Annotated in this window: 26 protein-coding genes and 1 rRNA gene; 22 read left to right on the forward strand and 5 right to left on the reverse strand. The window is 34.7% G+C overall.

What is annotated here, in order from left to right; translation table 11 throughout:
* Positions 1 to 10 precede the first annotated feature (10 nt).
* A 5S ribosomal RNA gene (gene rrf / locus ACTWP4_RS16725) occupies positions 11 to 127 on the forward strand.
* Between the two features lie 109 nt (positions 128 to 236).
* Positions 237 to 713: an ASCH domain-containing protein gene (locus ACTWP4_RS16730; RefSeq protein WP_443129932.1), complete on the forward strand. Its 477-nt coding sequence runs from the start codon at positions 237 to 239 to the stop codon at positions 711 to 713.
* 38 nt (positions 714 to 751) lie between these two features.
* Here the strand turns inward: ACTWP4_RS16730 and ACTWP4_RS16735 are convergent, their stop codons facing one another.
* A complete protein-coding gene (locus ACTWP4_RS16735) occupies positions 752 to 2011 on the reverse strand; it encodes an NAD(P)/FAD-dependent oxidoreductase (protein WP_443129933.1) in 1260 nt (419 codons plus the stop codon).
* A gap of 300 nt (positions 2012 to 2311) precedes the next feature.
* On the opposite strand from ACTWP4_RS16735, the gene ACTWP4_RS16740 reads away from it, so the two are divergent.
* Together ACTWP4_RS16740 and ACTWP4_RS16745 are read left to right on the forward strand one after the other, a co-directional pair.
* Entirely contained in the window at positions 2312 to 3934 is a 1623-nt protein-coding gene (locus ACTWP4_RS16740) for a putative polysaccharide biosynthesis protein (protein ID WP_443129934.1), read from the forward strand.
* 16 nt (positions 3935 to 3950) lie between these two features.
* Positions 3951 to 4652 (forward strand): pseudouridine synthase, encoded by a 702-nt coding sequence (locus tag ACTWP4_RS16745; protein WP_443130080.1) that lies wholly within the window; start codon positions 3951 to 3953, stop codon positions 4650 to 4652.
* A gap of 50 nt (positions 4653 to 4702) precedes the next feature.
* On the opposite strand, the gene ACTWP4_RS16750 is transcribed toward ACTWP4_RS16745, so the two are convergent.
* A complete protein-coding gene (locus ACTWP4_RS16750) occupies positions 4703 to 4921 on the reverse strand; it encodes an HTH domain-containing protein (protein WP_018933617.1) in 219 nt (72 codons plus the stop codon).
* Positions 4922 to 5063: 142 nt separating this feature from the next.
* Between ACTWP4_RS16750 and ACTWP4_RS16755 the strand changes: the two genes are divergently transcribed.
* The 4 genes from ACTWP4_RS16755 to ACTWP4_RS16770 all read left to right on the forward strand — a co-directional run bounded on the left by ACTWP4_RS16755 (position 5064) and on the right by ACTWP4_RS16770 (position 8516).
* On the forward strand, positions 5064 to 6077 hold the full coding sequence (locus ACTWP4_RS16755; protein WP_443129935.1) for a potassium channel family protein: 1014 nt from the start codon (positions 5064 to 5066) through the stop codon (positions 6075 to 6077).
* A 4-nt stretch (positions 6078 to 6081) separates the two neighbouring features.
* Positions 6082 to 6633, forward strand: a complete 552-nt coding sequence (gene thpR / locus ACTWP4_RS16760) for an RNA 2',3'-cyclic phosphodiesterase (protein WP_443129936.1) — start codon at positions 6082 to 6084, stop codon at positions 6631 to 6633.
* A 9-nt stretch (positions 6634 to 6642) separates the two neighbouring features.
* Complete coding sequence (locus tag ACTWP4_RS16765) at positions 6643 to 7572, forward strand: NERD domain-containing protein (protein WP_443129937.1); 930 nt, start codon at positions 6643 to 6645, stop codon at positions 7570 to 7572.
* Positions 7573 to 7712: 140 nt separating this feature from the next.
* On the forward strand, positions 7713 to 8516 hold the full coding sequence (locus ACTWP4_RS16770) for a phosphotransferase (RefSeq protein ID WP_443129938.1): 804 nt from the start codon (positions 7713 to 7715) through the stop codon (positions 8514 to 8516).
* Here the strand turns inward: ACTWP4_RS16770 and ACTWP4_RS16775 are convergent.
* The gene (locus tag ACTWP4_RS16775; protein WP_443129939.1) at positions 8497 to 8781 is read right to left on the reverse strand and encodes a YtzH-like family protein; all 285 of its coding nucleotides are present in this window, start codon (positions 8779 to 8781) and stop codon (positions 8497 to 8499) included. The genes ACTWP4_RS16770 and ACTWP4_RS16775 overlap by 20 nt on opposite strands.
* Before the next feature lie 169 nt (positions 8782 to 8950).
* On the opposite strand from ACTWP4_RS16775, the gene trmB reads away from it, so the two are divergent.
* Positions 8951 to 9589 (forward strand): tRNA (guanosine(46)-N7)-methyltransferase TrmB, encoded by a 639-nt coding sequence (trmB, locus tag ACTWP4_RS16780; RefSeq protein ID WP_443129940.1) that lies wholly within the window; start codon positions 8951 to 8953, stop codon positions 9587 to 9589.
* A 343-nt stretch (positions 9590 to 9932) separates the two neighbouring features.
* Here the strand turns inward: trmB and ACTWP4_RS16785 are convergent, their stop codons facing one another.
* The gene (locus tag ACTWP4_RS16785) at positions 9933 to 10271 is read right to left on the reverse strand and encodes a PepSY domain-containing protein (RefSeq protein WP_443129941.1); all 339 of its coding nucleotides are present in this window, start codon (positions 10269 to 10271) and stop codon (positions 9933 to 9935) included.
* A gap of 178 nt (positions 10272 to 10449) precedes the next feature.
* On the opposite strand from ACTWP4_RS16785, the gene ACTWP4_RS16790 reads away from it, so the two are divergent.
* From ACTWP4_RS16790 to ytxJ, 11 genes are all read left to right on the forward strand, one after another.
* Positions 10450 to 11517: a M42 family metallopeptidase gene (locus tag ACTWP4_RS16790; protein ID WP_443129942.1), complete on the forward strand. Its 1068-nt coding sequence runs from the start codon at positions 10450 to 10452 to the stop codon at positions 11515 to 11517.
* An 8-nt stretch (positions 11518 to 11525) separates the two neighbouring features.
* Positions 11526 to 12035, forward strand: a complete 510-nt coding sequence (locus ACTWP4_RS16795) for a DUF84 family protein (protein ID WP_443129943.1) — start codon at positions 11526 to 11528, stop codon at positions 12033 to 12035.
* Between the two features lie 88 nt (positions 12036 to 12123).
* Positions 12124 to 12654 carry a hypothetical protein gene (locus ACTWP4_RS16800; RefSeq protein WP_443129944.1) on the forward strand — a complete coding sequence of 177 codons (531 nt, stop codon included), beginning with the start codon at positions 12124 to 12126 and terminating at the stop codon, positions 12652 to 12654.
* A gap of 1 nt (position 12655) precedes the next feature.
* Entirely contained in the window at positions 12656 to 12970 is a 315-nt protein-coding gene (locus ACTWP4_RS16805; RefSeq protein ID WP_443129945.1) for a thioredoxin family protein, read from the forward strand.
* 178 nt (positions 12971 to 13148) lie between these two features.
* Entirely contained in the window at positions 13149 to 13952 is an 804-nt protein-coding gene (locus tag ACTWP4_RS16810; protein ID WP_443129946.1) for a DUF1444 domain-containing protein, read from the forward strand.
* 17 nt (positions 13953 to 13969) lie between these two features.
* On the forward strand, positions 13970 to 14569 hold the full coding sequence (gene ytpR / locus ACTWP4_RS16815; protein WP_443129947.1) for a YtpR family tRNA-binding protein: 600 nt from the start codon (positions 13970 to 13972) through the stop codon (positions 14567 to 14569).
* 151 nt (positions 14570 to 14720) lie between these two features.
* Entirely contained in the window at positions 14721 to 16796 is a 2076-nt protein-coding gene (locus tag ACTWP4_RS16820) for a DNA translocase FtsK (RefSeq protein WP_443129948.1), read from the forward strand.
* A 352-nt stretch (positions 16797 to 17148) separates the two neighbouring features.
* The gene (gene murC / locus ACTWP4_RS16825) at positions 17149 to 18444 is read left to right on the forward strand and encodes a UDP-N-acetylmuramate--L-alanine ligase (protein WP_443129949.1); all 1296 of its coding nucleotides are present in this window, start codon (positions 17149 to 17151) and stop codon (positions 18442 to 18444) included.
* 483 nt (positions 18445 to 18927) lie between these two features.
* Complete coding sequence (locus ACTWP4_RS16830; RefSeq protein WP_443129950.1) at positions 18928 to 19353, forward strand: DUF948 domain-containing protein; 426 nt, start codon at positions 18928 to 18930, stop codon at positions 19351 to 19353.
* Positions 19354 to 19356: 3 nt separating this feature from the next.
* Positions 19357 to 19794, forward strand: coding sequence for a YtxH domain-containing protein (locus ACTWP4_RS16835; RefSeq protein WP_443129951.1), 438 nt, complete (start codon positions 19357 to 19359; stop codon positions 19792 to 19794).
* A gap of 112 nt (positions 19795 to 19906) precedes the next feature.
* Positions 19907 to 20230 (forward strand): bacillithiol system redox-active protein YtxJ, encoded by a 324-nt coding sequence (gene ytxJ, locus ACTWP4_RS16840; RefSeq protein ID WP_443129952.1) that lies wholly within the window; start codon positions 19907 to 19909, stop codon positions 20228 to 20230.
* A gap of 16 nt (positions 20231 to 20246) precedes the next feature.
* Here ytxJ and pilM read toward each other — a convergent pair whose 3' ends face one another.
* A complete protein-coding gene (pilM, locus tag ACTWP4_RS16845) occupies positions 20247 to 22385 on the reverse strand; it encodes a pilus assembly protein PilM (protein WP_443129953.1) in 2139 nt (712 codons plus the stop codon).
* A gap of 161 nt (positions 22386 to 22546) precedes the next feature.
* Here pilM and ACTWP4_RS16850 point away from each other — a divergent pair, with 161 nt between their 5' ends.
* Both ACTWP4_RS16850 and ccpA read left to right on the forward strand, forming a co-directional pair.
* Positions 22547 to 23611, forward strand: a complete 1065-nt coding sequence (locus ACTWP4_RS16850; protein ID WP_443129954.1) for a bifunctional 3-deoxy-7-phosphoheptulonate synthase/chorismate mutase — start codon at positions 22547 to 22549, stop codon at positions 23609 to 23611.
* Between the two features lie 639 nt (positions 23612 to 24250).
* Positions 24251 to 25246, forward strand: coding sequence for a catabolite control protein A (gene ccpA / locus ACTWP4_RS16855; protein ID WP_443129955.1), 996 nt, complete (start codon positions 24251 to 24253; stop codon positions 25244 to 25246).
* The last annotated feature ends 36 nt before the right edge of the window (positions 25247 to 25282 follow it).

A 25282-nucleotide genomic window follows, 5' to 3' on the forward strand; every position in this document is an offset into this window, starting at 1 on the left:
ACATACAAAGTCTGGTGGCGATAGCGGAGAGGTCACACCTGTTCCCATGCCGAACACAGTAGTTAAGCTCTCCAGCGCCCATGGTAGTTGGGGCTCGCGCCCCTGCAAGAGTAGGACGTTGCCAGGCAATTGAAAAACTTCTTAGTCACTGGACTAGGGAGTTTTTATTATGTAAAAAAAAACAGTTTAAAAACAATTTTGTAGGTAATTTATTAAAATTAAAAGGTGGAAGTTAAATGACACAGGATAGAATAGACGAATATTGGAGTCAATTTAAAAAGCTATCTCCAAATGCACCTGATACATATGATGCCTGGCCATTTGGAGCAAGCAAACAAGATGCTGATGACCTTGCTCAATTAGTTTTAGAAGGTAAAAAGACAGCAACATCATCTAATTATATAATGTATCAAGTTGAGAGTGACTCGTTACCCTATGTTGGGCTTTATAATCTCATTTTAGATGGGAATGATGCGCCAGTTGCAATACTCAAAACGGTCGAAGTAAATATTATGCCATTTGAAGAGGTATCTGAAGAACACGCATACTTAGAAGGAGAAGGAGACCGTAGTTTAAAATATTGGCGTGAAGTTCATCAAGCTTTTTTTGAAAGGGAACTTAATGAAATCAATCAAACATTTAACGAGCAAATATTAGTTGTATGTGAACGTTTTGAATTAGTTCACCCTATAATCGGGAAAAATCTAGACTAGGCATAAAGCTGAAGTCTAGATTTTTAATATCCTTTTGATTATGAACTTAGACTTTCCCAGGCGGCGTGCATACCTGCTACTCTTCCAGTAACCATAGCTGAAGTGATATTATAACCACCTGTATATCCATGAATATCTAAAACTTCCCCACAAAAGTATAGCCCATTCATTAATTTAGATTGCATCGTGTTTGGTACGACTTCTTTAATGGAGACACCTCCACCTGTGACAAAAGCTTTTGTCAATGAAAGACTGTCATGAACTTGAAAAGAAAAAGCTTTGAGATCATTTACAAAATCTTCCAACTTTTCCCGGGAAATATTAGCGCTTTTAAGCGTTTGTGAAATATCATTACGTTCTAATAAAAAATCTAAATATCTTTCAGGAACTAATCCTTTGACGATATTTTTGAATGTTTTTTTCGAATTCTCATCTATCATTGTTGAAAGTTCTGAGACAAGCTCATGTAAAGGTTTGTTAGGAATTGCATCGATTCGTACTTCAACATGTTTTAGACCTTTCATAAACAGCTTAACAATATATTGTGAGCATCTTAAAACCGCTGGACCTGAAATACCAAAGTGAGTAAATAACATATCCATTTGATGTGTGACAATTTTCTTACCTTTTTCGTCATAAACAGACAAGGCAATATCTCGTAAAGCAGTCCCTTGTAATAATTTGTTACGGATAAAATCTTCATTAGAAACGATTGGAACCTCTGTGGGATATAATTCTGTTATTGTATGTCCCGCCTTCTTAGCCCATGGATAAGCGTCACCAGTCGATCCAGTATGAGGAACAGCCTTACCTCCTGCAGCAATAACGACCGCCTTCGTTTCTATGTTATCTTGATTATCAAGTATAATTTGATGTGTACTCTCCCTGTAGTCAATTGCTTTTACAACAGTGTTTTTCTTTACTGTGACATTTAGTTCATCTAATCGGTGTAATAAGGCATTTACAACGTCGTTTGCCTTATTACTGACTGGGAACATGCGGCCATGATCTTCTTCCTTCAGAGCAACGCCTAGGCCTTCAAAAAAGTCTATAATGTCATAGTTATCAAAAATTGAAAATGCACTATATAGAAAACGGCCATTACCAGGAATATGTTTAATAACTTCATCAGCTGGTAACCGATTCGTTACATTACATCTTCCTCCACCAGATATCGCCAGCTTTTTTCCTAACTTATTTCCTTTATCAATCAATAGTGTTTTTGCGCCTTGCTCTGCGGAAGCAATAGCTGCCATCAGACCGGCTGGTCCGCCACCTATAATCGTTACATCCATCATTGTCTACATTCTTCCTTCCGCTCATATTCTTTTAGTAATAGTTTATCACGGTGCTAACCATCTGTAAGAGCCCGACTTCAAGCTTCTAAGTAACACAAAGAAGCTAAATGGGGATAACAGATGTTAAAACCCTGATAAGTTTTGCTAATGATCAGTAGGGATCAAAACGCCCACTTATCATAATCTCACTTTATCGCAGTTCTATCAGATTCACAAATAATCTGTCGAAATGAATAACATTATATGGAATGCTATGTTAAAATATTAACGTTACATATTTTAATGAATAAAGGTGAAAGCATGTCAAGTTCAAATTTTTTACGTGGAACACTCTTGCTCACTGGAGCAAGTTTTTTATCTAAATTTTTAGGGATGATTTATGTTATTCCTTTCACTAATATGGTTGATGAAACGGGAATGAGCCTATATGGTTATGCATATATCCCCTACACAATATTGCTAAGTATATCGACCGTAGGCGTACCATTAGCAGTTTCCAAATTTGTGGCAAGATATAATACATTAAATGACTATTATACAAGTATGAGAGTGTTAAAAATAGGTAGCTTGTTAATGTTAATAACTGGGTTTATTGCCTTTATAATTATGTATTTTGGTGCTGATTTGATAGCGCACCGGACTTTAGATGAAGACAGCAAAGTTATCACTGTGGATCAAGTAAAACATGTCATTCAAATGGTCAGCTTTGCTTTAATCATTATTCCTAGTATGGCCATTATGAGAGGTTTTTTTCAAGGCAATAAATCAATGGGGCCAACCGCCGTATCTCAAGTTATTGAACAAATTGTACGAATCGTATTTTTACTTACTTCCGTATTTATCGTATTAATTATTTTTAAAGGGGAAATATCAACTGCTGTTGGTTTTGCAGCATTTTCGGCACTTATTGGCGGATTGGCTTCTTGGGTTGTCCTTGCTTTATACTGGAAAAAACGAAAAAAATATTTAAATGCAGCAATCGAAAAACAAACAAAGAAGGTGAAAATTCCTTCATCTGAAATATTGAAAGAACTATTTCGTTATTCAGGTCCTTTTGTCCTCGTTGGTATAGCTATACCATTATATCAATTAATCGATCAATTTACGTTTGATCATACCATGGCTGCAATTGGTAAAGGTGATGAAGCAAAGATTGCTTTTTCTGCCTTTAGTGTACAAGGGCATAAATTAGTCATCATCCCTGTTACCATCGCGACAGGTTTATCACTGGCTTTAATACCTGAAATCACTAATGCTTTTAATGCTAATAAGATGGAAAAATTAAATGCACAAATTAACCAGGCATTACAAATCATTATGTTTTTTGTTTTACCGGCAGTATTTGGCTTAATTCTCCTAGCAGATCCGATCTATGGTGGTTTATTTGGAATAGACAATCTTGATATAACTGGTAAAGTTTTTGCATGGTATGCACCAGTTGCTTTAACTTTTGCTTTTTATACGGTGACTTCTTCGATTTTACAAGGAATAGAAAAGCAAAATTTCACATTAATTAGTTTATCAGCAGGAGTTCTTACCAAAGTATTATTAAATTCTATTTTTATACAAATGTTTCATGCAAAAGGGGCTATTATTGTAACATTAATCGCAACTAGTATAGCCGTGGCGCTTAATTTATGGCAAATTAAAAAAGCAATCAACTTTAGTTACCGTAAATCTTATAAATTATCCCTATTAATGCTTATTTTCACAAGCATTATGGTTATCGTGTTGTTAGTAGTAAAATACGTATTTGGTTTATTCCTAGATGTTCAGGAAAACCGACTACATGCCGTATTAATGATGTTAATTGGCGTTACAGCAGGTGGTGCTGTATATCTATACTTAGGTTATGCATCTACTTTATTTGAAAGGATAACAGGAAGAAGAATCGCCATTTTAGATCGACTAATCCGAAGATAGAAAGGAGGCAACACTTATTCGTTTAGATAAATTTTTAGCTAACATGGGTTATGGGAGTAGAAAAGATGTCAAAACGTTAGTGAAAAAGAAAAGAATTACAGTAAATAATCAAATTGTTCGTAAAGCAGATATCCATATCGATCCTAACAAAGACCAAATAATGTGTGATGATTTAATAATTGAATATAAAGAATATATCTACTTAATGTTGCATAAACCGGCAGGCTATCTATCAGCTACTGAAGATCAAAAGCAAAAAACAGTACTTGATCTGATAAAAAAACAGGATAAGGTGTTAGAACCTTTTCCTGTTGGTCGGTTGGATAAAGATACAGAAGGATTATTATTATTAACGAATGACGGTCAACTAGCACATGAATTACTGTCACCAAAAAAACATGTAGATAAAACATATATAGCAAAGTTAGCAAGGAATATTACGGATGAAGAAGTTAAACAATTTGCTGAAGGTGTTCTGTTAGAGGATGGTTATGTAACTAAACCCGCGAGATTGCGAACCATAGAAGATAATATGGTAAAGATTACGATAACAGAAGGGAAATTTCATCAGATAAAACGAATGTTTGAAGCTGTGGATAATAAAGTGCTGTATTTAAAGAGATTATCGATGGGAAGCTTGTATTTGGATAAGAATCTAGATATTGGTGAGTACAGGGAGTTAACAACAGAAGAGGTAAGTCAGTTATCTAGCAAATAAAATACCAGTATTAATCCAATACTGGTTAAGGCTATATTCAATAAATCAATTTACGATATTTTTACTTTTTTGTTTGTGATTTTCCAACGTCCCCGATTTGGACTGTTAACAAGTCCATTGTATGCTAGCAAATGTAAATCTCGTTGTACAGTACGATCCGTAATGCCAAACTCTTCAGCTATTTGGCTCGTGGTGACTGGCCCATTCTCTCTAATAAACAGGTAGACAGCCTTCACACGAGTTAGCATGCGGGTGGTTGATTGACTCAAAAAATCACTCCTTCAAAGTTTTCAAGTTAAACCTTGTTAAAGTATATTCATGATGTACTTTCTATTTTACACTTTATTCGAGGTATTATCTAGACATAACTATTAATTTACAGATAATTAAAAAAATGAGGTGAACATTTATATGCTCTTATTAAAACAATTGATGAAAAAAGTAATTCATATTTCGAATTATATGTTGTTTATTGCAAGTATTTTGTTAGTTATACTTTCCTCCATGTTAATCGTGTTGATAGAAAGAGAGTCATTTCCAACATTTTTCGATGGCTTCTGGTGGGTAATGACTACCGTTACCACAGTTGGATATGGTGACTTTTATCCAGAAACGGTTGGGGGCAGATGGTTGGCATTATTTTTATATGTGTTTGGCATCGGGCTTATTGGTGTGGTGATTGGGAAGATTATTGACAGTCTGGCGATTTATCGTAAAAAAAGACAGGAAGGTGATATTATGTATAAAGGAAAAGGGCATTATATTATTATCGGCTGGTCTCAGAAAGCGAAGTATGCTATTAAGGAAATGCTAGCGACACATGAAGATATTGACATAATTATTATAGATCAATTAGAGAAAGCGCCAATGTTAGAAACTAATATTTATTACATAAAAGGAAATCCGTCAGAACAAGAACCATTAGAAAAGGCAAATATTCAGGAAGCAAAATCAGTATTAATCTTTGCAGATGATGATATTACGGATGATCAATTAGCAGATGGTAAAACATTATTAATAGCTTCTACTATTGAATCAATGGCACCGGAAGTACATACAATAGTGGAGATTATGGAAGAAAGCCATATTAAGAATTTTAAATATATGCAAATTGACGAATTTATTATATCTAATGAAACCATTTCGTCTTTATTTGTACGATCAGCATTTCGTAATGGTATGTCTAATATTTTTGGTCAGTTGCTTCGGAGATCACAGGGCGACGATTTATTTTATGTACCTGTAAAATCAACGTGGAATACTTATAAGGATGCATTTGATGATTTATTAAAGCAAGGGGCAACACTGGTGGCGGATCGTCATCAGTTAAATATAAATCGAATGCTGGATCAGACTATACCTAATGATGCTGAACTATATGTTATATGTGATAAACCAACATATCAAAAAATAAAAAGAGGGTAAGAAGATGTGCAATATGAATAGACATTACTTTATCGCTGTTGAAATAGATACGGAAACAAAGAAATGGCTATATCAGATTCAGCAAAAACTAACAGAAGATTTTCATTATAAAAATTGGGTGGATCAGAACGATTTTCACATAACATTACATTTTTTCGGAGCGATTACAAAATCGATATTAAACGAAATAGCAACTCAATTGGAACGGTTGGATAACCAAGCTTTCACTGTGGAAATTACTAAATTGTCTACTTTTGGTTCTGCAAACAAGCCACGTGTTTTGTGGATGGGTGTAGAAAAAGATCCAAAATTATTACAACTACATCAGGATATTCAACAAATTGTAGGGAAGCACGTGCCAATAGATAAGCGTTCTTTTACTCCTCATATAACTCTTGCTAAAAAATGGGCGAGTGAACAACAATTGCAGAATAAGACCATACTTAACCAACCGACAGAAAAAAAACATTTATACGTTAATAAAGTGGTGATATACGAAATACATCCTGAAAAAAGGCAAAAATATCAAATTTGGCGACAGTTTGAGCTGAAATGAGGTGGCAAAGTGGCTCAATTAATTAAACTGGACAATTATATATCTCGTTATCAACGTGATATATTTCATTATCCAAGTCAATTTTCAAGGCTGAAAAAAGAAAACTGGGAACGTTTAAAATTTTTATGGGAAGATCAGATGCAACTTAAGTTAGAAGCAGAACCTGAAGAAGAGTTAAAAGAATCAAATTTTTCAAAATGGAGGTCTTTTTTCAGGAGTCGTTCTGAATCAGAAGATATCTATATGGAAGAGGATGAAACAGATGAGTTGGATATATTACCAGCTTCAGAGGAAGAATTAAAACATTACTTCTTAGATACTTTAATTCCGTTTCAATTAAAATGGGCTTCGACAACGATAAATGAAATGTCATTTATTAACCGTGATTATTATCAGGATTTTTTATTGAAATATTTTTTACAACGAATCCCTGATACGCATTTACTCATGTACTATCCGGTATTCCAATTGAAAAACGGACCAATGGACGGCGATATTATCTTAATTAGCCCCTTGGAAATTGAAATCATTACACTCATTGAAAAACCTAGTAATCAGACTATTATTCCAAATGACTCCAGATTGTGGTTTATCGAAGAAAATAATATTCAAAGTAAGTTTTTAAGTCCTTTAATAAGCACGAAAAGAACGGAAACCGTCATTCAAAGCATTTTAAAAAAATATCAACTAGATTACCCAATCAAAAAAGTTATCTTATCACGAACGAACTTGTTCGATTATCAATTGGAGCCATATCATACTAAATACATTGATCGTGACCATCATGAAGAGTGGTTAAAGCAAAAACAGCAATTGCATACGCCATTAAAGCATCAGCAACTAAAAGTAGCAGAATTAATATTAAAGCATTGTGAGTCAGTAGCTGTCAAAAGACCGGAATGGGAACAAGATGATACGTCAGATTCTTTTTCAAAATGACAAAAAAAGATAATATTTTTGTCGAAAATTAAATTTTCTCTTGAAATTATACCTAATTTTGCGTTAATCTATTATTACTATTCCCTTTTTAAAGATAAAGAGGTTAAGAGACTACTAAGAGGAATTGAGGGTGACAAGCTGTGGAACATATTCTAGGTGAAGATTGGACGATTATCCCTGCTGGTGGATCCACCGGTGCGGCTTATTATGCCCAATCGAATCAGAAAAAATTATTTTTAAAACGAAATTCATCTCCATTTTTGGCTGTACTATCTGCACAAGGTATTGTACCTAAACTTGTTTGGACAAAGCGCCTTGAGAACGGTGATGTAGTAACGGCTCAACAATGGCTGGATGGTAAAGCTTTAAATATTGAAGAAATGCAGCACCCTAAAGTAGCTAAATTATTAAGTAAAATCCATCATTCCTCGGAATTATTAGATATGTTGTTACGGATTGAAAAAACTACTATTATACCAGATCAAATGTTAGTAAGAGTGAAACAATTTGTGCAAGGTAATAAATTCGCACGTCATTCACTTACGATATATAAGGCGATAAAATATTTAGAAAAGCGGATCTTAGACGTTTATTATGATCAACAAGTTGTATGTCATTGTGATTTAAACCATCACAATTGGATGCTATCTAATAATGGTGAATTATATTTAATTGATTGGGATAATGCACGTGTCGGTGATCCAGCTATGGATATAGGAAGAATTCTTCAATCTTATATTCCAAAACAAGAATGGGATCAATGGCTTGAACATTATGGAATTGAAAATAGCAGATATTTAATGCAACGGATGCACTGGTATTTAATGATTGATGAAATAATTGGTTATGTATGGTCTGAAAATCGCAATAAAACAAAAGAAGCTAATACTCATTTAAATGAGATAGATCAGCTTCTTCATCAAATTAATGAATGGAATCTTTAATAACTTGTAACCATTGTTCGATTTCGGGTTGGTGCTTATTTATATGTTCATCAATATTATGAGATGTAGCACCTAATGTTCCATATTGGTCGATTACATCTATAATTTGCACTAAATCACTATTTTGAATGGATGGCTGTTGTTGAAGAGATCTGATTAATCTTGATATTTGTTCGCATTCTGAAGCACTCCCGCAACATTCTTCAGCGTGAAGACTTAAAAGATCATGTAGTAAATCTAACTGGTTATTAATGTTTAATGCCATAACTTATCTCCCACCTTTATGATTAGCATGATCTAAAAAGGAAAATAGTATACAAATTCAAAGTAGAAGGCTTTTGCTAAATAATTTGCAAAAGCCAATTTCATGTATGATCAAAATGACAAATGGCAAAATGAAACATAAAGATACTCTTCGTAAAGGAGCATAATTCATGAGAGCAAGACATAAACCATGGGCTGATGATTATTTGAAAGAAAATCACGAGATTGTAGAATTAAACCCTGCCGATAATAAAGGCAAATGGCAAAAACGGATTAGTAATGATAAACCAATACATCTTGAAATAGGCACAGGGAAAGGCCAATTTATTGAGGGAATGGCAGCACAATACCCAAATATTCATTTCATAGGGATTGAAGTTGTCAAAAGCATTATTGTGTCTACAGTGGAAAAAGTAAAAGATGCCCAGAGGTCAAATGTAACATTAATAAATGAAAATGCGCAGGATCTGTCAGACTTATTTGAAGATAATGAAATAGATCAAATGTACCTTAATTTTTCTGATCCATGGCCAAAAAACAGACATGAAAAAAGAAGGTTAACTTATCATACATTTTTAAAACAGTATCAGAGAATTTTGAAACCAAATGGTGAATTAGTATTAAAAACCGATAATAAAGGATTGTTTGAATATTCCTTAGTAAGTTTTTCACAGTTCGGATGTACATTGGAAGAAGTGACATTAGATTTACATGGTTTAGAAGACCCGACAAATGTGATGACTGAATATGAAGAGAAATTCTCAGCTAAAGGGCAACCCATATACCGTTGCCGAGTGAAATTTCCATAAGTTCTTATTAAGAAAAGCGCAGAGCGCCCGCTTAGAAACGTAGCGACTTCAGAATCAACATGGTAAGTAGGTCTGTGGCGATTGCTATTAGTAGCCATTATGAAATATATCGATCACTACTCCGGCGGCCTACTTCCCATTACGTGAGGTTGCCCTTCAGCAAACTTTTTCGAGCAAAAACCGTTCAAAAAAGTGGATCTTCAGGGCAAACGAGTCCCACAGGAGTTGAACTGGGCTGCCGAAGCGATTTCCTTGCACACAATAACTTTTATAATAAACACCATATACTTTTCTACCTTATGAAAAAAACCGAGCGAAGCTCGGTTTTTTTGTGTGGGCATTATTAAGCAGTAGTATGGACTTGATTTGGATGTTGTGGAAACATATCGATGACAGTTCCGGTATGTGCATCTACATAAAATTCATATGGAACATATTCGCCATCGATATGTTTGGTAATCCCACCGTGATATACATCATAATGTAGGTCATTTTTTTGAAATGGCTCTGATTTCATATAAATCCATGAACCACTAACTTCATACTTTTTTTGATAATTCTCTTTTACTGTTTTTAATGCTTTTTCAGGTTTAATTAGTTGTTTCTCATTCTGCTGTTGTTTCAGAAAATACCCTAATAAAAAGGCACATCCAGCAACAATAATAGTATTCTTCTTATTCATCGTTTCACTCCATCCATTGATTAAGTTAAATGACGAAACATATATCTTCATCTTAAGGATAATAATAGAAAAAAAGCAAGTAAAAAGCTATTCATGATAGTACCATCTTTTAAATGTATAATACTTTTCGAAAAATAAAGAAAAATGATATAGTATATTAAAGAAAGGATGACGACAAATGAATCAAGAAACGCTAGAGCTTTTTCGGACTCTAACAGAACTTCCAGGCGCTCCGGGTAATGAACATCAAGTTAGAAAATTTATGAAACAAGAATTAACAAAATATGCAGATGACATCATTCAAGACAGACTTGGTGGTGTTTTTGGTGTGAAACATGGTCAAGGACCAAAAGTTCTTGTTGCCGGTCATATGGATGAAGTGGCATTTATGGTAACTCAGATTACTGATAACGGTATGATTCGTTTTCAACCTTTGGGTGGCTGGTGGTCACAGGTATTATTATCCAAACGAGTGGAAATATATACGGAAGCTAAAAAAATCATCGGAGTTGTTGGGTCAATTCCACCACATAATCTTACACAAGCTGAACGTTCTAAACCTATGCAACAGAAAAATATGCTGATAGATATTGGGGCAGATAATAAGGAAGACGCTGAAAAGATGGGTGTAAAGCCTGGTCAATCAATCATCCCTGTTTCTGAATTTACTCCAATGGCGAATGAAAAGAAAATTTTAGCAAAAGCTTGGGATAATCGGTATGGATGCGGTTTAGCTATTGAATTGTTAAAAGAATTGAAAAATGAAACTTTACCAAACGAACTTTATTCTGGTGCTACCGTACAGGAGGAAGTTGGACTACGTGGTGCAAAAGTAGCTGCAAATATGATTAAGCCGGATATTTTTTATGCATTAGATGCTTCTCCTGCTAATGATATGTCTGGTGATGATAAAGAGTTTGGTCAGCTTGGAGAAGGAGCACTGCTACGTATTTTTGACCGTTCGATGATCACACACCACGGCATAAGGGACTTTGTTTTAGATACAGCAGAGAGTAACGGTATTCCATATCAATATTTTATCTCACAAGGTGGAACAGACGCTGGTAGTGTTCATCTATCTAATCAGGGGGTTCCATCAGCTGTTATTGGTATTTGTTCTCGTTATATTCATACACATGCATCGATTATTCATGTAGACGATTACCAAGCAGCAAAAGAATTGTTAATCAAGCTGGTAAAACAAACAGATCAAAATACGGTAGACGCAATAACAAATAATGGGTGAACTTCATAATGAATATTGTTGTAGGGTCGTTTAATAAAGCAAAGGTAAAAGCTGTTCATCGTGTTTTTCCTAATGCAAATATAAAGAGTGCTGATGTGGATTCACACGTGGATGCACAACCGAAATCGGATTCGGAGACTATGCAAGGAGCAATAAATCGAGCGAAAGCAAGTAAGGAAATAGCGGATAATGGTTATGGTATCGGTCTAGAAGGTGGAATTATGCAAATCGGTAGTCAAGTATTTTTGTGTAATTGGGGTGCTCTCGCTACACCAGATGAACAATTATATATAGCCAGCGGCGCAAGAATTCCCTTACCAGTTGAAATTACTCGACCCATATTAAATGGACAAGAATTAGGCGAAATAATGAAAGAATGGACAAAAATAAATGATATTCGCCATCACCAGGGTGCTATCGGTATTTTCACGGATTCGTTTGTTTCAAGGGAAGATATGTTTACTCATGTAACAACACTTTTGGCAGGTCAAGAAAGTTATCATCGCAATAGTAAATAAATGGCATGAATTTTTTCTTGTGAAATGTATAAAAAATAGTATTATAGATAAAGGGGGAAACTAGGACTAATTTATCAGGAGGATTTATATGAAAATGGAGAAAACTGGTTTGGTTGTTGTTTCCTTATTAATTGTATTTTTAATAGGAATGAGTATTTGGACGATCAAACCAACAGAGGAAGTTTTGTCTGAAGCAATTGATGTAGCAGAGCAACAATTTAAACAAGAGTCGAAAGAGCAGAATAAACAAGTTGATAACTTTTCCTTATATTTACCAGAAGGTTTTGAAGTAGAAGAACAGACGGTAAATAATTTGATACTGACAAAAGGAGAAAAAAAATATATTATATTTTATAATGCATTAGAGTCACAAACAAGCAGATTAAATTATGAAGCAGCAAAAGAAACAGATGATCATGAATGGTTAGTTCCCTTTGAAGAGAAAGATCGTTTTGGTTATATTAATATCGTTGAGTTAGAAGATCAATTTGAAGTACAGTTAGGAGTCGGTGGTGTTAAAGTTACGACTTTTAGTACTAAAAGTGAACTCACGGAAGATGTGAGAGATATGATGGATATCGCCAACTCAATAGCATACGAAGAGACAGGAGCATCATAATATGAGAACTTTACAAACAGAACAAGAATTTGAACAGTTGAAAAATGAACAAAAAGTCATCTTTTTATTTTCAGCAGATTGGTGTCCGGATTGTCGCATAATTGAGCCGATTTTACCTGCAATTGAAGAAAAATATAATGACTATTTATTTATCTATGTCGACAGAGATAAATTTATTGATATATGTGTGAACAATGATATCTTTGGGATTCCGAGCTTCTTAGCTTACGATCATGGAAAGGAATTAGACCGTTTTGTAAGTAAAGATAGAAAAACACAAGAAGAAATCGAAAATTTCATCGAAAAATTATCATAAATCATAAGAATCTATCTGTGCAGGTAGATTCTTTTTGCTTTTATCATGGTGCTAGCCATAAAACTTCTGCTAAAAGAAGTTTTACTTTAGTCAAATGCAGATTGGCTATTTTTCATTTGCTTAAAAAAGTGTTACAATACCTTTTAGTGTTTTCTTCCGCAAAAGGAGGATGAAGATAATGAAAATGACTTCAATAGAAATGAAAAGAAAACTAGATGAAATATTTGAAAATGATGAATGGCGTGTCTCTTTTAATAGGGATAAAGATGTTTATCGTGTTGAATGGAAGGATAGCAAACAAGGTGTTTCGATAAATATTCCCAATGTTATTGCAAAATATGAACGTAGAGGCGAAGTAGCACTTGAAGAGTTACAATTCCATGTGAGTGAATCTTTAAAAATGATGCATGAAGAACATCAATTAGAAGGACAAGAAAAGCAAATTTACCCTGTTATACGAGCAACGTCTTTTCCTAAGAAAACAAAGGCAGGTACACCTTTAGTTTATTCCGAACATACGGCGGAGACAAATATCTATTATGCTCTAGATTTAGGAACAACTTACCAACTTATAGATGAAAAAATGTTAGAAGAGCAAGGCTGGTCTTTCGAACGGTTAAAAGAAATATCGTTATTTAATATTCGTTCTTTAACGGTTTCACCAAAAAAAGATACAGTTGCCGATAATGATTTTTATTTTATTGCTACTCAAGATGGCTATGATGCCAGCCGTATATTAAACGAATCATTTTTAGAAGAAATGAAAGCTAATGCACTTGGAGAGGTAGTTGTAGCTGTACCTCATCAAGACGTATTGATAGTAGCGGATATCAAAAATGAAGCAGGATATGATATCATTGCGCAAATGACAATGAAGTTTTTTGCGGAAGGGCGAGTGCCCATCACATCACTATCGTTCATTTATGAGGATAAGCATTTAGAACCAGTTTTCATCTTAGCTAAAAATAAACCAAAAGAATAAGAGAGGAATAAGAAGATATGTTTGTTTACTACAATCAAAAAGGTATTGGAGATGTACTGCTTTTTCCAATCAAAAATAGTGAAAAAGTGACATTTGAACCGTATGAAGATATAGTGAAAATTCTTGACGAAAAATCAAATGAGGTAGTAGGATATAATGTTTTCCATGCATCTAACTATTTTACCAATTTATCAGATGGAAAAATGAAATTAACAGAAGCCCTTCTTGCCGAAATGAGAAAAGCTTTTGAACAGAATAATCTTTCAGATCGATTAGATTTAGATTTATCTCCTAAATTTGTTGTAGGATATGTAAGTGAAATCCAACCTCATGAAAATGCGGACAAATTAAGAGTCTGTCAAGTAGATGTAGGTAATGACAAATTACAAATTGTTTGTGGAGCGCCAAATGTAGACCAGGGGCAAAAAGTAGTAGTTGCAAAAGTGGGCGCTATCATGCCAAGTGGATTGGAGATTAAACCAACGAAACTTAGAGGGGTTGACTCTGTTGGAATGATTTGTTCACAGAAAGAATTAGGATTGCCAAATGCCCCAAAAGAAAAGGGAATTTATGTATTGCCAGCTGAAAAAGAAGTAGGTAATGAGTTTCAATTTTAGAACCTTTGTCTCCGGACAAGGGTTCTTTACACGTTTGAACGTGATTTTTCAGAAAATATAACTATTACAAGGAGCCTTTTCATGATAAAATAAGGAAAGAGTTCTCGATTGTAAAATCGTACATAAATTAGGAAGAGAGCGTGAACGTACGATGTGGAAAAATATTAAAAAGAGATGGGAACACTTATTTGAAGAGAACGAGCAAGAATTAACGAGTGAAAAAAAACCATTACAATATAAATCAATAGAAACGAAGATGGCATATAAGTATCCAAAAAGTAATACACCCGACACGATTATAAAAAGAAAACCAGTACATAAAGAAAAGCGTTCATCAGAACAACATCAAAGTAAAGAAGTTTCAGAGTATGAAAGTAAGCAAGAGCCTTTTAAAGCACAGGATGTACCGTCACCAGTGCATGGTTTTCGGAATCACACCAAGCTCGTGTTAGATGAAAACGAATCACCGAATAAACAATTGGAAACGACAATTGAACCTGATACCATCACTACAGAAGAAGAAAAGATGGAGGATGATCAATTGGTGGAAGAAAGTGAGTTAACTGAAACGACACCTTTACCTTCACCAATTATAGAAGAGAAAAATGATCATGAGAAGGAAAGTAAACCCAGTAAAACAGTTGAGATTTCGAAAGTAATGGAATCCAGGAAGAAAGATAAAAAGGACCAGAAAGCGAATGTGAAGCCATTAAATGTGATGATGACACCTCGGGATAAATGGAAACGTCACAATCAACGGAAAAACTCAACGCAACAAAAGCGTGAAAACCATTATTCGACTTCAGATCATGCTCAAATACAAAAATCAGTACCTATCCACTTGCTCAATGATGTAGAACACACTGAGCAAAATCATGATAATTGGGTAAATGAACAAGCAGAAACGTTACAAACAACTTTACGTTACTTTAATATAAAGGCAAAAGTCGTTGATAAGACACAAGGACCGTCTGTTACCCGTTTTGAAATTCAGCCTGAACCTGGTGTGAAAGTAAGTAAGATTAAGAATTTAAGTGATGATATTAAGTTAAATTTAGCGGCAAAAGATATTCGGATTGAAGCACCGATCCCAGGGAAAAATACCATAGGAATTGAAGTACCCAACTTGAATCCGGAGCCTGTTTTTTTGCAAAAGATGTTAGAGAGTAACACATTTCAAGAAAGTTCATCACCACTCACCGTTGCCCTTGGTTCAGATATTGAAGGGCAATCTGTAGTAACAGATTTGAAAAAAATGCCACATGGTCTTATTGCTGGTGCAACAGGTTCTGGAAAAAGTGTTTGTATCAATACGATCTTAATTAGCTTGTTATATAAAGCAAATCACGAAGAAGTCAAATTTTTGTTAATTGATCCAAAAATGGTCGAATTAACGCCTTATAATGATATCCCACATTTAGTAGCACCTGTCATTACGGATGTAAAAGCAGCGACCTCTTCTTTAAAATGGGCTGTTCAGGAGATGGAGGACAGATATGCGAAGTTTGTTGAAGAAGGTGCAAGGGATATCAATCGCTATAACGAGAAAATGAAACGTCAAAATCGTCCTGAAGATCATATGCCGTACATTGTTATTGTGATTGATGAATTGGCAGACTTAATGATGACATCACCGCAAGATGTAGAGGATGCGATTTGTCGAATTGCACAAAAAGCAAGGGCATGTGGTATTCACTTGCTTATCGCCACACAGCGACCATCTGTAGATGTTATTACTGGCTTAATAAAAGCTAATATACCTAGTAGAATTGCGTTTAGTGTATCGTCCCAAGTAGACTCTAGAACGATCCTAGATACGAACGGTGCAGAAAAGTTACTAGGAAAGGGCGATATGCTGTTTGTTGAGAACGGATCTGGGGAAACAAAAAGGATACAAGGTGCCTTTGTATCTGATGACGAAATTGAGCGTATCACTAACTATGTCAAGCAGATAGCGAGCCCAAACTATTTATTTGAACAAGAGCAATTGATTCAGCAAGTTTCTTCCAGTGAAAATACCGATGAACTTTATCATGAAGCGGTAGAATTTGTTCTAGATTATAATGGAGCTAGTGCTTCTTTACTACAGCGTCGATTTAAGATTGGATATAATCGTGCTGCAAGATTAATTGACATGATGGAGGATAATGGTATTATTTCTGGACAGAATGGAAGTAAACAACGTGAGATTCTAGTATCTCGTCATGATGTAATAAATAAGAATTAATCATAACCGTTTCATCAATTTTTTAATGGACATTTATCACGGTGTTTCGTTCCCAAAACCCCCACTTCAAGTTTCGAGTAAATCGAAAAAGATAAGTGGGGATTAGGAGAGCTAACACATTGATAACTCGCACATTATAGTCTGTTCAATATGATTTGATGAACATTCAACATTGATTGCGTATATAATAGCATAAATACCGTTTAGAATAATAAATATGCTTAAAGACTTGACACAAATCAAGATTTATTAGAAGATAATCTCTTGTGTTATATAAATTCTAAAAGATGATTAGAAAAATAATCATGATGAGACGAGTTAATTTTATCATTGATTTTGGAGGTTCTTTTTTATGAAAATTTACCATTTTATTGGTATTAAAGGGACAGGAATGAGTGCCCTGGCACAAATCCTGGCAGACTCTGGCGAACAAGTACAGGGCTCTGATATTGAAAAATATATATTTACACAGGATGCTTTAGAAGATAAAAATATTCCAATATTACCTTTTTCGGAAGATAATATTAAAGAAGGTTTAACTATCATTGCTGGAAATGCCTTTAAAGAGGATCATGAAGAAATAAAAAAAGCAAAAGAATTAGGGCTACCATTTTATCGCTATCACGAGTTTTTAGGTGAATGGATTAACCAATATACAAGTATTGCCGTTACTGGTGCGCATGGAAAAACATCTACGACTGGCTTACTTGCTCATGTTTTGGACAGAGCTTGTCCAATCTCTTATTTAATTGGTGATGGCACCGGAAAAGGAGCAGAAGATAGTGAGTATTATGTTTTTGAAGCATGTGAATATCGTCGTCATTTTTTAGCGTATAAGCCAGATTATGCGATTATGACGAATATTGATTTTGATCATCCCGACTATTTTAAAGATGTTAATGATGTATTTGAATCTTTTCAACAAATGGCTGATAATGTAAAGAAGGGTATTGTTGCTTGTGGTGATGATGAGTATTTACAGGCAATCCAAGCAAAAGTACCTGTACTTTATTATGGTTTAAATGACAGTAATGATTTTTGTGCTAAAAATATTCAAGTGGATGAAGATGGTACGACGTTTGATGTATTTGTTCGTAATAACTATTATGAAACATTCCGTATTAATGCATATGGAAACCATAATATATTGAATGCATTAGCAGTTATTACCATTTGCCATTATGAAGATTTTACTGCGTCACAAATTAAAGAGATCGTATCATTCAAAGGAGTTAAAAGAAGATTTTCCGAGAAACAAATCGGTAATCAAATTTTAATTGATGATTACGCTCATCACCCGAAAGAAGTAGAGGCTACGATAGAAGCGGCTCGAAAAAAATATCCTGAAAAGGAAATTGTTGCGATATTTCAGCCACATACGTATTCTAGAACGAAAACCTTTTTGAATGAATTCAGTGAAGCTTTATCACAAGCGGATGCTGTATACTTATGCGATATTTTTGGATCTGCTAGAGAATCTCAAGCAAATTTATCGATTAATGATTTGAAACAGTTAATCAATCAGAGTGAATTATTGAAATTAGACAATATTCATCTTTTAGAAAATCATCAAAATAGTGTATTAGTCTTTATGGGAGCGGGAGATATTCAAAAATACCAGGAAGCATACGAAAAAGGCTTTAAATAAGAAGGATTCGGCCTTTTTTGTATATTATATATGAAATGTGTAAAAAAGAAGGGTGGATTCCTTCTTTTTTTATATGAATGAAATGATAAAAAAGATACTGCGAGGCAACATTCACAGGGATTTGCTCCCCTTCCTTTATATACAATAGATTCTGTTGAGCCAGAATGCGATACTCGTGTGATCAACGCCGACACTGAACTTTCTGTTCTTCAAGAAGGTGATGTTCTCTGAGTCTTCTGGAAACGGTTTATAGTATGGTTCCTAAAGCAGGGGGAACAATGGAGTCCGCTCAAGTAGTTCTCTGACTGAAATGTTGTCCGATCGCTTTTAATAGACATAACCTAAGAGTTTATACTTGACTTTTAGAAGCTCTTTATTCTTATTACGTGCAATTTAGTATTATCTTGTTTAGAATAGCTAATAAAGGGTATACCATAATTAACAGGTTAATTAGTATTACATAACGAAGGAGTGAAGGCTCGGATGGAAATTCTTTTATACCTTGCAGCAATCATCGCAGCGGTTGCTTTTGCCATTTTAGTTATTTACTTAGTGAAAGTTTTGAAAGAAACCAAACGTATGATGTCACATGTGGCAGATACATTAGAAGGTTTAGAAAAACAAATGGAGGGTATTACAGTAGAAACAACGGCTTTATTAAATAAGACAAACAAATTAGCCGAAGATGTTAATGAAAAAACAGCTAAGCTAAACACATTAGTAGATGGTGTCAAAAATATTGGGGATAGTGTGAAAGACTTTACCCAATCCATCCGAAAGGTATCACAATCGGTCAATCGTATAGCAGATGAGAACAAAGAAACAACGGCAGAAGCTATTAAATGGAGCACTGTAGTAATGGAATTGTTTAAAAAAAATAGAAAAAATAAAACTAAATTGGAGGAATGAGAAATGACGAATCAAAACCAGAATCAGAATGAGGAGAACCAAAACATTAACAGTAAGGACTTTTTAATAGGATCATTAATTGGTGGGATTGTCGGGGCATCATTGGCGTTAATTTTTGCTCCGAAGTCAGGTAAAGAACTAAGAGGAGACCTAAACCAGGGAGCACACTATGTAAAAGACCGTGCAAATGATTGGAAAGATGTTGCTTATGAAAAAAGTGGAGAATGGAGAGACTATGCAAAAGAACAATCTCAACAACTGGGTCAAACTGTTTCCGAAAAATCACAAGACTTATCCAGTAAATTAAAAGAAACAAAAGCAACCATTCAAGAAAAAATAGCCAAAGATGAAGATCCTGAAAAGGCAGCAGAAGAAGTGGCACAAGCCATCGAAGAAGCAGCACAGGCTGTAGAAGAAGAAAACAATACAAACGTAAAATAACAGAATAAAGGCTGTCTTAGGGCAGTCTAGTAAGATATAGCCCGTTTCGGTGTCATCAATGAAACGGGTTTAATATTGGAACAATTCTTCACTTATTAAGGATGTGGTACTAATGGAAATAAAAAATATCGAATCGATTGAACAATTTCAGCAGATAGTTGAAGATAATGATGAATTTGTTTTGTTGAAGAATAGTTTAACCTGTCCGATCAGTGCAGCTGCCAATCAAGAATATGAAAGCTTTAGTGGACAAGCTGACATTCCTCTTTTTCGCTTACACCTACAGCATGCTAGAGAGCTTTCTAATTATATTGCTGAAACCTATCAGATAAAGCATGAATCACCACAAGTGATAAAAGTAGAAGATGGAAAACCAGTATGGAATACGAGTCATTCTAATATAACAGTAAATAGTTTAGAAAGTAATTGTATATAAAAAGAGACGCCGTGATTTAAGCATGGCGTCTCTCTATATTTATTTCAATATCATCATTTGGTTGTAACACTTCAAAGAATGTTGCAGATTGTCCATTTCTTTTTAATTCTACTTTTCCTTTTGCTTGGGATAAGTCAAGTGAAATAAAACGGAAGATATCTTGAAAAATAAACGGCTCTGCTTTCTGCTCAATGATTTGCAGTTTATCTTGATCTTCAATAACATCCTCTAAAGAAAGTACCTCACCACGTCGATAAACCTTAACGAGCTCTTTGGAAAGTGTCAGACGCTTTTTATTGTACGTAATAGTCATCTCATTCTGGTAATGAATCTCTAAGTTCTCAAGAAGTTCTTTTAAAGTTGGGAGTTCCGCCGTATATGTTTCTAGCATATCACCATTGTTAAGAAGGTTATCTAGTTTTGCTGGTTTTCCATTCTGCAGCATTGTTTTACTATAAGCTGCTAAAACCTTTTTATTATCATCAATCCAAATCGTATAAGGCGTGTTTACGTGTTCTGCAATCTGATAATCACGTAAGAAGTCTTGTAAAGTAATTTTCTGACTATATTTTATTTTATCACCATCTTTTAATAGATAGCTAGTTTTGACTTCTTTATCGTTTACAAGAATTCTTGGTTCTATCTGATAACTTTTTTGATTGTAATGCACTGTAATAGCAGATGGTTCTCCAATAAATTCTCCAAGACCCATTTCTGCGGCTGCACCATCCTGGCCTTTCTCAATGATTAACACATCTCCATTATGAACGATATCGTCAATATTCGATTCGTTATCATTCAATAAAATTTTGGGAGAAGTTCCGAATTCACCTGGTAAAGTGACAGACTTACCATTGTATTCAACCATTGCTGCCATACCTGGTTTTCCGTACAGTTTTTTGATATTAATTCCTGCAGCAAGCAGGCAATCAGCAATTGTTAAGTCTTTCATTTCAAATAAGCGAATTACTTGTTCATTAACCGTAACACTTATATAATGTACAGGATTTTGTTTCGCTGCAATGGCAATACCAATCGGAGTGATAAATTCAGGACCAATTGGTAAACCTTCATCTTTAGCTAACAATTGAATGGCATCAACACCTCTAATCGCTACTCGGTTAGTTGGGAGTTTCAGTTTGATCGCAAGTCTTTTTGCTAACTCAGGAGTTTGACTACCTCCACCAACTAACATGACTGCTTTTGGCGCCTTACCATTTAAAGCCAGTATTTCTTCTGAAATTGAGCTGGCTAGTTTGTCTACCGCGGGCGATATATGTTCGATTAATTCTTCATAGTTTACTTCCTGTTCAAATCCTAAAATGTCTGCAACTGTTGCAGTTTTATGTAAAGTAATCTCTTTTTTGAAATCTTCAGCCTGGTTAAAATCTAATAAATAGTGATCGCTAATGGCTTCGGTTATTTCGTCTCCTGCTCTTGGAACCATACCGTAAGCCGTGACTGTTCCCTCAGAAGTCAGTGCAATATCACTTGTACCTGCACCGATATCTACTAACGCAACATTTAATCTTCTCATTGATGGGGGGATCAATACATGAATTGCAGCTATCGGTTCTAACGTCAATGCTTCTAATTGCAATTCTGCACGATTTAAGGCAGATAATAATGACTCTACCACCACTTTCGGTAAGAAGGTTGCAATGATCTCTACTTCCGCTGTTTCACCTTGCTGGTCAATTAATGAACCAATTTCCTCCCCATCTAACGAATAATGAATAACAGAATAACCGACACAATAATAGTGATGACTAGCATCTTCATCTCCAGTGGCCAATTCATATTGTGCTTTTTGCACTGCTTCTAATTCTAAGAAAAGAATATCTTCTTCATTCATTAATGGTTGTTTTATAATTTCCTTCGTTGTTTGAATCCTTTTAGTTTTTAACGCACGACCAGCAGCAGCTACACAAACTTTCTCTAAAATAGTATTATGTTTTTCTTCCAAATGAATTTTTACTTGCTGGATTACTCTTGCAACAGAGACAATATCATGTATTTGTCCGTCTAACATGGAACGTTCATCATGTTCTACCATGTGATAGTCAATTAAATGATATTGCTCATTTTTCTTTTCCATTAATAGCCCAACAACAGACCTTGTACCGATATCTAGTGCGAACATTTGCTCATTCATAACTGTTTTTTTCCTTTCTATTGTGAAAAAATTTTAAATATTCTACAAAATATTCTATCTAACTGGTGACAAGTCGCCACTTTTTAGCTATAATTATCCGTAATTCTATAGAAAGTATAACATTTTTTTAGGAATTTAAAATAGGAGTAGGGGGATTTATAATGAGTAATGAACAATTGGATCAGCTTCGTGAAAAGCTTGACCAAGTTAACTTAGAGATCTTAGAGTTAATTAATAAACGTGCCGAATTGGTGAAAGAAACTGGTCAGGTAAAAGAAAAACAAGGTGCTAATCGTAGTTATGATCCAGTTCGTGAACGCGATATGCTAAATTTAATTACAAAGCATAATAATGGACCATTTGAAAATTCTACGATTGTTCACTTATTCAAAGAAATTTTCAAGGCTGGTCTTGAATTACAAGAAGATGACCATAGTAAAGCATTACTAGTATCTCGAAAGAAAAAACCAGATGATACTGTAATTGATATAAACGGAGATAAGTTTGGTGATGGTAACCAACACTTTATTTTTGGTCCATGCGCAGTGGAAAGCTATGATCAAGTAGCAGAAGTTGCTTCTGCTATTAAGAAAGAAGGCTTGAAGTTAATTCGTGGCGGTGCCTTCAAACCAAGAACGTCGCCATACGATTTCCAAGGTTTAGGTTTTGAAGGTCTGGAAATCTTGAAAAAGGTGTCAGATGAGTACGGATTAGCAGTAGTCAGTGAAATCGTAAATCCGGCACATATAGAAGAAGCAGTCAATTATATTGATGTCATTCAAATTGGTGCGCGTAACATGCAAAACTTTGAATTATTAAAAGCTGCTGGTGAAACGAATAAGCCGGTTCTATTAAAACGTGGTATGTCTGCTACTATCTCTGACTTTATCAATGCAGCTGAATATATAAATTCTAAAGGGAACGGACAAATCATCCTTTGCGAACGTGGTATTAGAACATATGAAAAAGCAACACGAAACACATTAGATATAACAGCTGTTCCAATCTTAAAACAAGAGACACATTTACCTGTTATGGTTGATGTAACACATTCAACAGGTAGAAGAGATTTATTATTGCCGGCAGCGAAAGCAGCATTAGCAATTGGCGCAGATGGTGTCATGGCAGAAGTGCATCCAGATCCGGCAGTAGCACTATCTGACGCAGCACAACAAATGGACATCCCAACATTCCATAATTTTATGAAAGAACTTTTAAATAATTAAGAAAAAAACTCCTGTTTGACAGGAGTTTTTTTTGTAAGGAAGGAAAGTATATAACCATTGGTATCACAGTGTTTTTGTATCTTATTTACGTTTAAAAAGTGTAATAAATAAAGATTTAGTTGACTAGTCATGTTGTTTATGATGAGAGTTAAAGTGTGCAAGCCACCCGCTGCGGCTGACCGTTTCGCTTTCCAAGGGACATGCTCTTCAGCTAACTTTTCCGAGCGGTCTTTGCTTGGAAAAGTTAGCTGAAGATAAAACCCACGGAGGGAATCGGGCAGTCGGAGCGGATGTTTAGCATTTCAAACTATGTCAAAATTGGCACCAGAGTTACTACGCATTATTTGATCAATAGTTACACATCATTTTGATGGCGAAGTACTATCACTTTACACGAGCAAAATGACGTGACTATTGTGGGATAATGTAGTATCTTATAAAGAGTTTTTGGCTGGTATAAGGTGCAAAAATGAAAACTTTTCATAAATTGATTGTTTTATTGTTAATTTTTCTGCAAAATTTGTTATAATATGAATGATATACATAAATAATGTAGATATCAATTAATTTTTGCAGAAATACTATTTGTAGCGTATGATGAGAGAAATATACGGTTTATGAATATTGGAGGTTATAATAATGAATGTGACAATTTATGACGTAGCAAGAGAAGCTAACGTCTCCATGGCTACTGTATCGCGTGTTGTGAATGGAAACCCGAACGTTAAGCCAGCAACTAGAAAGAAAGTATTAAATACGATAGAAAGATTAGGCTACCGTCCAAATGCTGTAGCACGTGGTCTGGCAAGTAAAAAAACAACGACAGTAGGGGTAATTATCCCGGATATTTCAAGCATCTTCTTTTCAGAATTAGCAAGAGGTATCGATGATATAGCTACTATGTATAAGTATAACATTATTTTAAGTAACTCCGACCAAAATAAAGATAAAGAGTTACGTTTGATTAATACCATGTTTGAAAAGCAAGTAGATGGCTTGGTCTATATGGGTGCGACCATTAGTGAAGAGCATGTACAGCAATTGAAAACATCACCTGTACCAGTAGCACTAGCTGCTACAATCGATCCGAGCGAAACGATTCCATCAGTTAATATTGATTATGAGCAAGCGGCTTATGAAGCAACTTCTCTTCTTATCGAAAATGGAATAAAACATCCAATTTATATAACTGGTGAAGAAGAATCTGCAGTCAATGAAAAGAAATATGCAGGTTATGTAAAAGCTATTAAGGAATCAAATAAAGAAGTAAATGAAGAATACATCATTAAGGCAGATTTTTCTTATGAATCAGGGATTGAGGCTGCTAAGCAAATCATTAACATTAAAGATTATCCAAAAGCGATTTTCGTAGCTACGGATGAAATGGCATTAGGTGTTATCCATGGTTTACAAGATAGCGGAATAAATGTCCCAGAGGATGTTGAGGTAGTTGGATTTGATAATACAAGGTTAGCAACCATGGTACGACCAACCCTTTCAACAGTTGTACAACCTATGTATGACATTGGTGCAGTTGCTATGCGTTTATTGACGAAATTTATGAATAAAGAAACTGTAGAAGAACAAAATGTAGTATTACCACATCAAATTGTTAAAAGAAACTCAACAAAATAAAATAAATGCCGATATTAATGCTAGGATGTTTTGTTA

It is taken from the genome of Gracilibacillus sp. D59, from assembly GCF_052246695.1.
Lineage (GTDB): Bacteria > Bacillota > Bacilli > Bacillales > Amphibacillaceae > Gracilibacillus.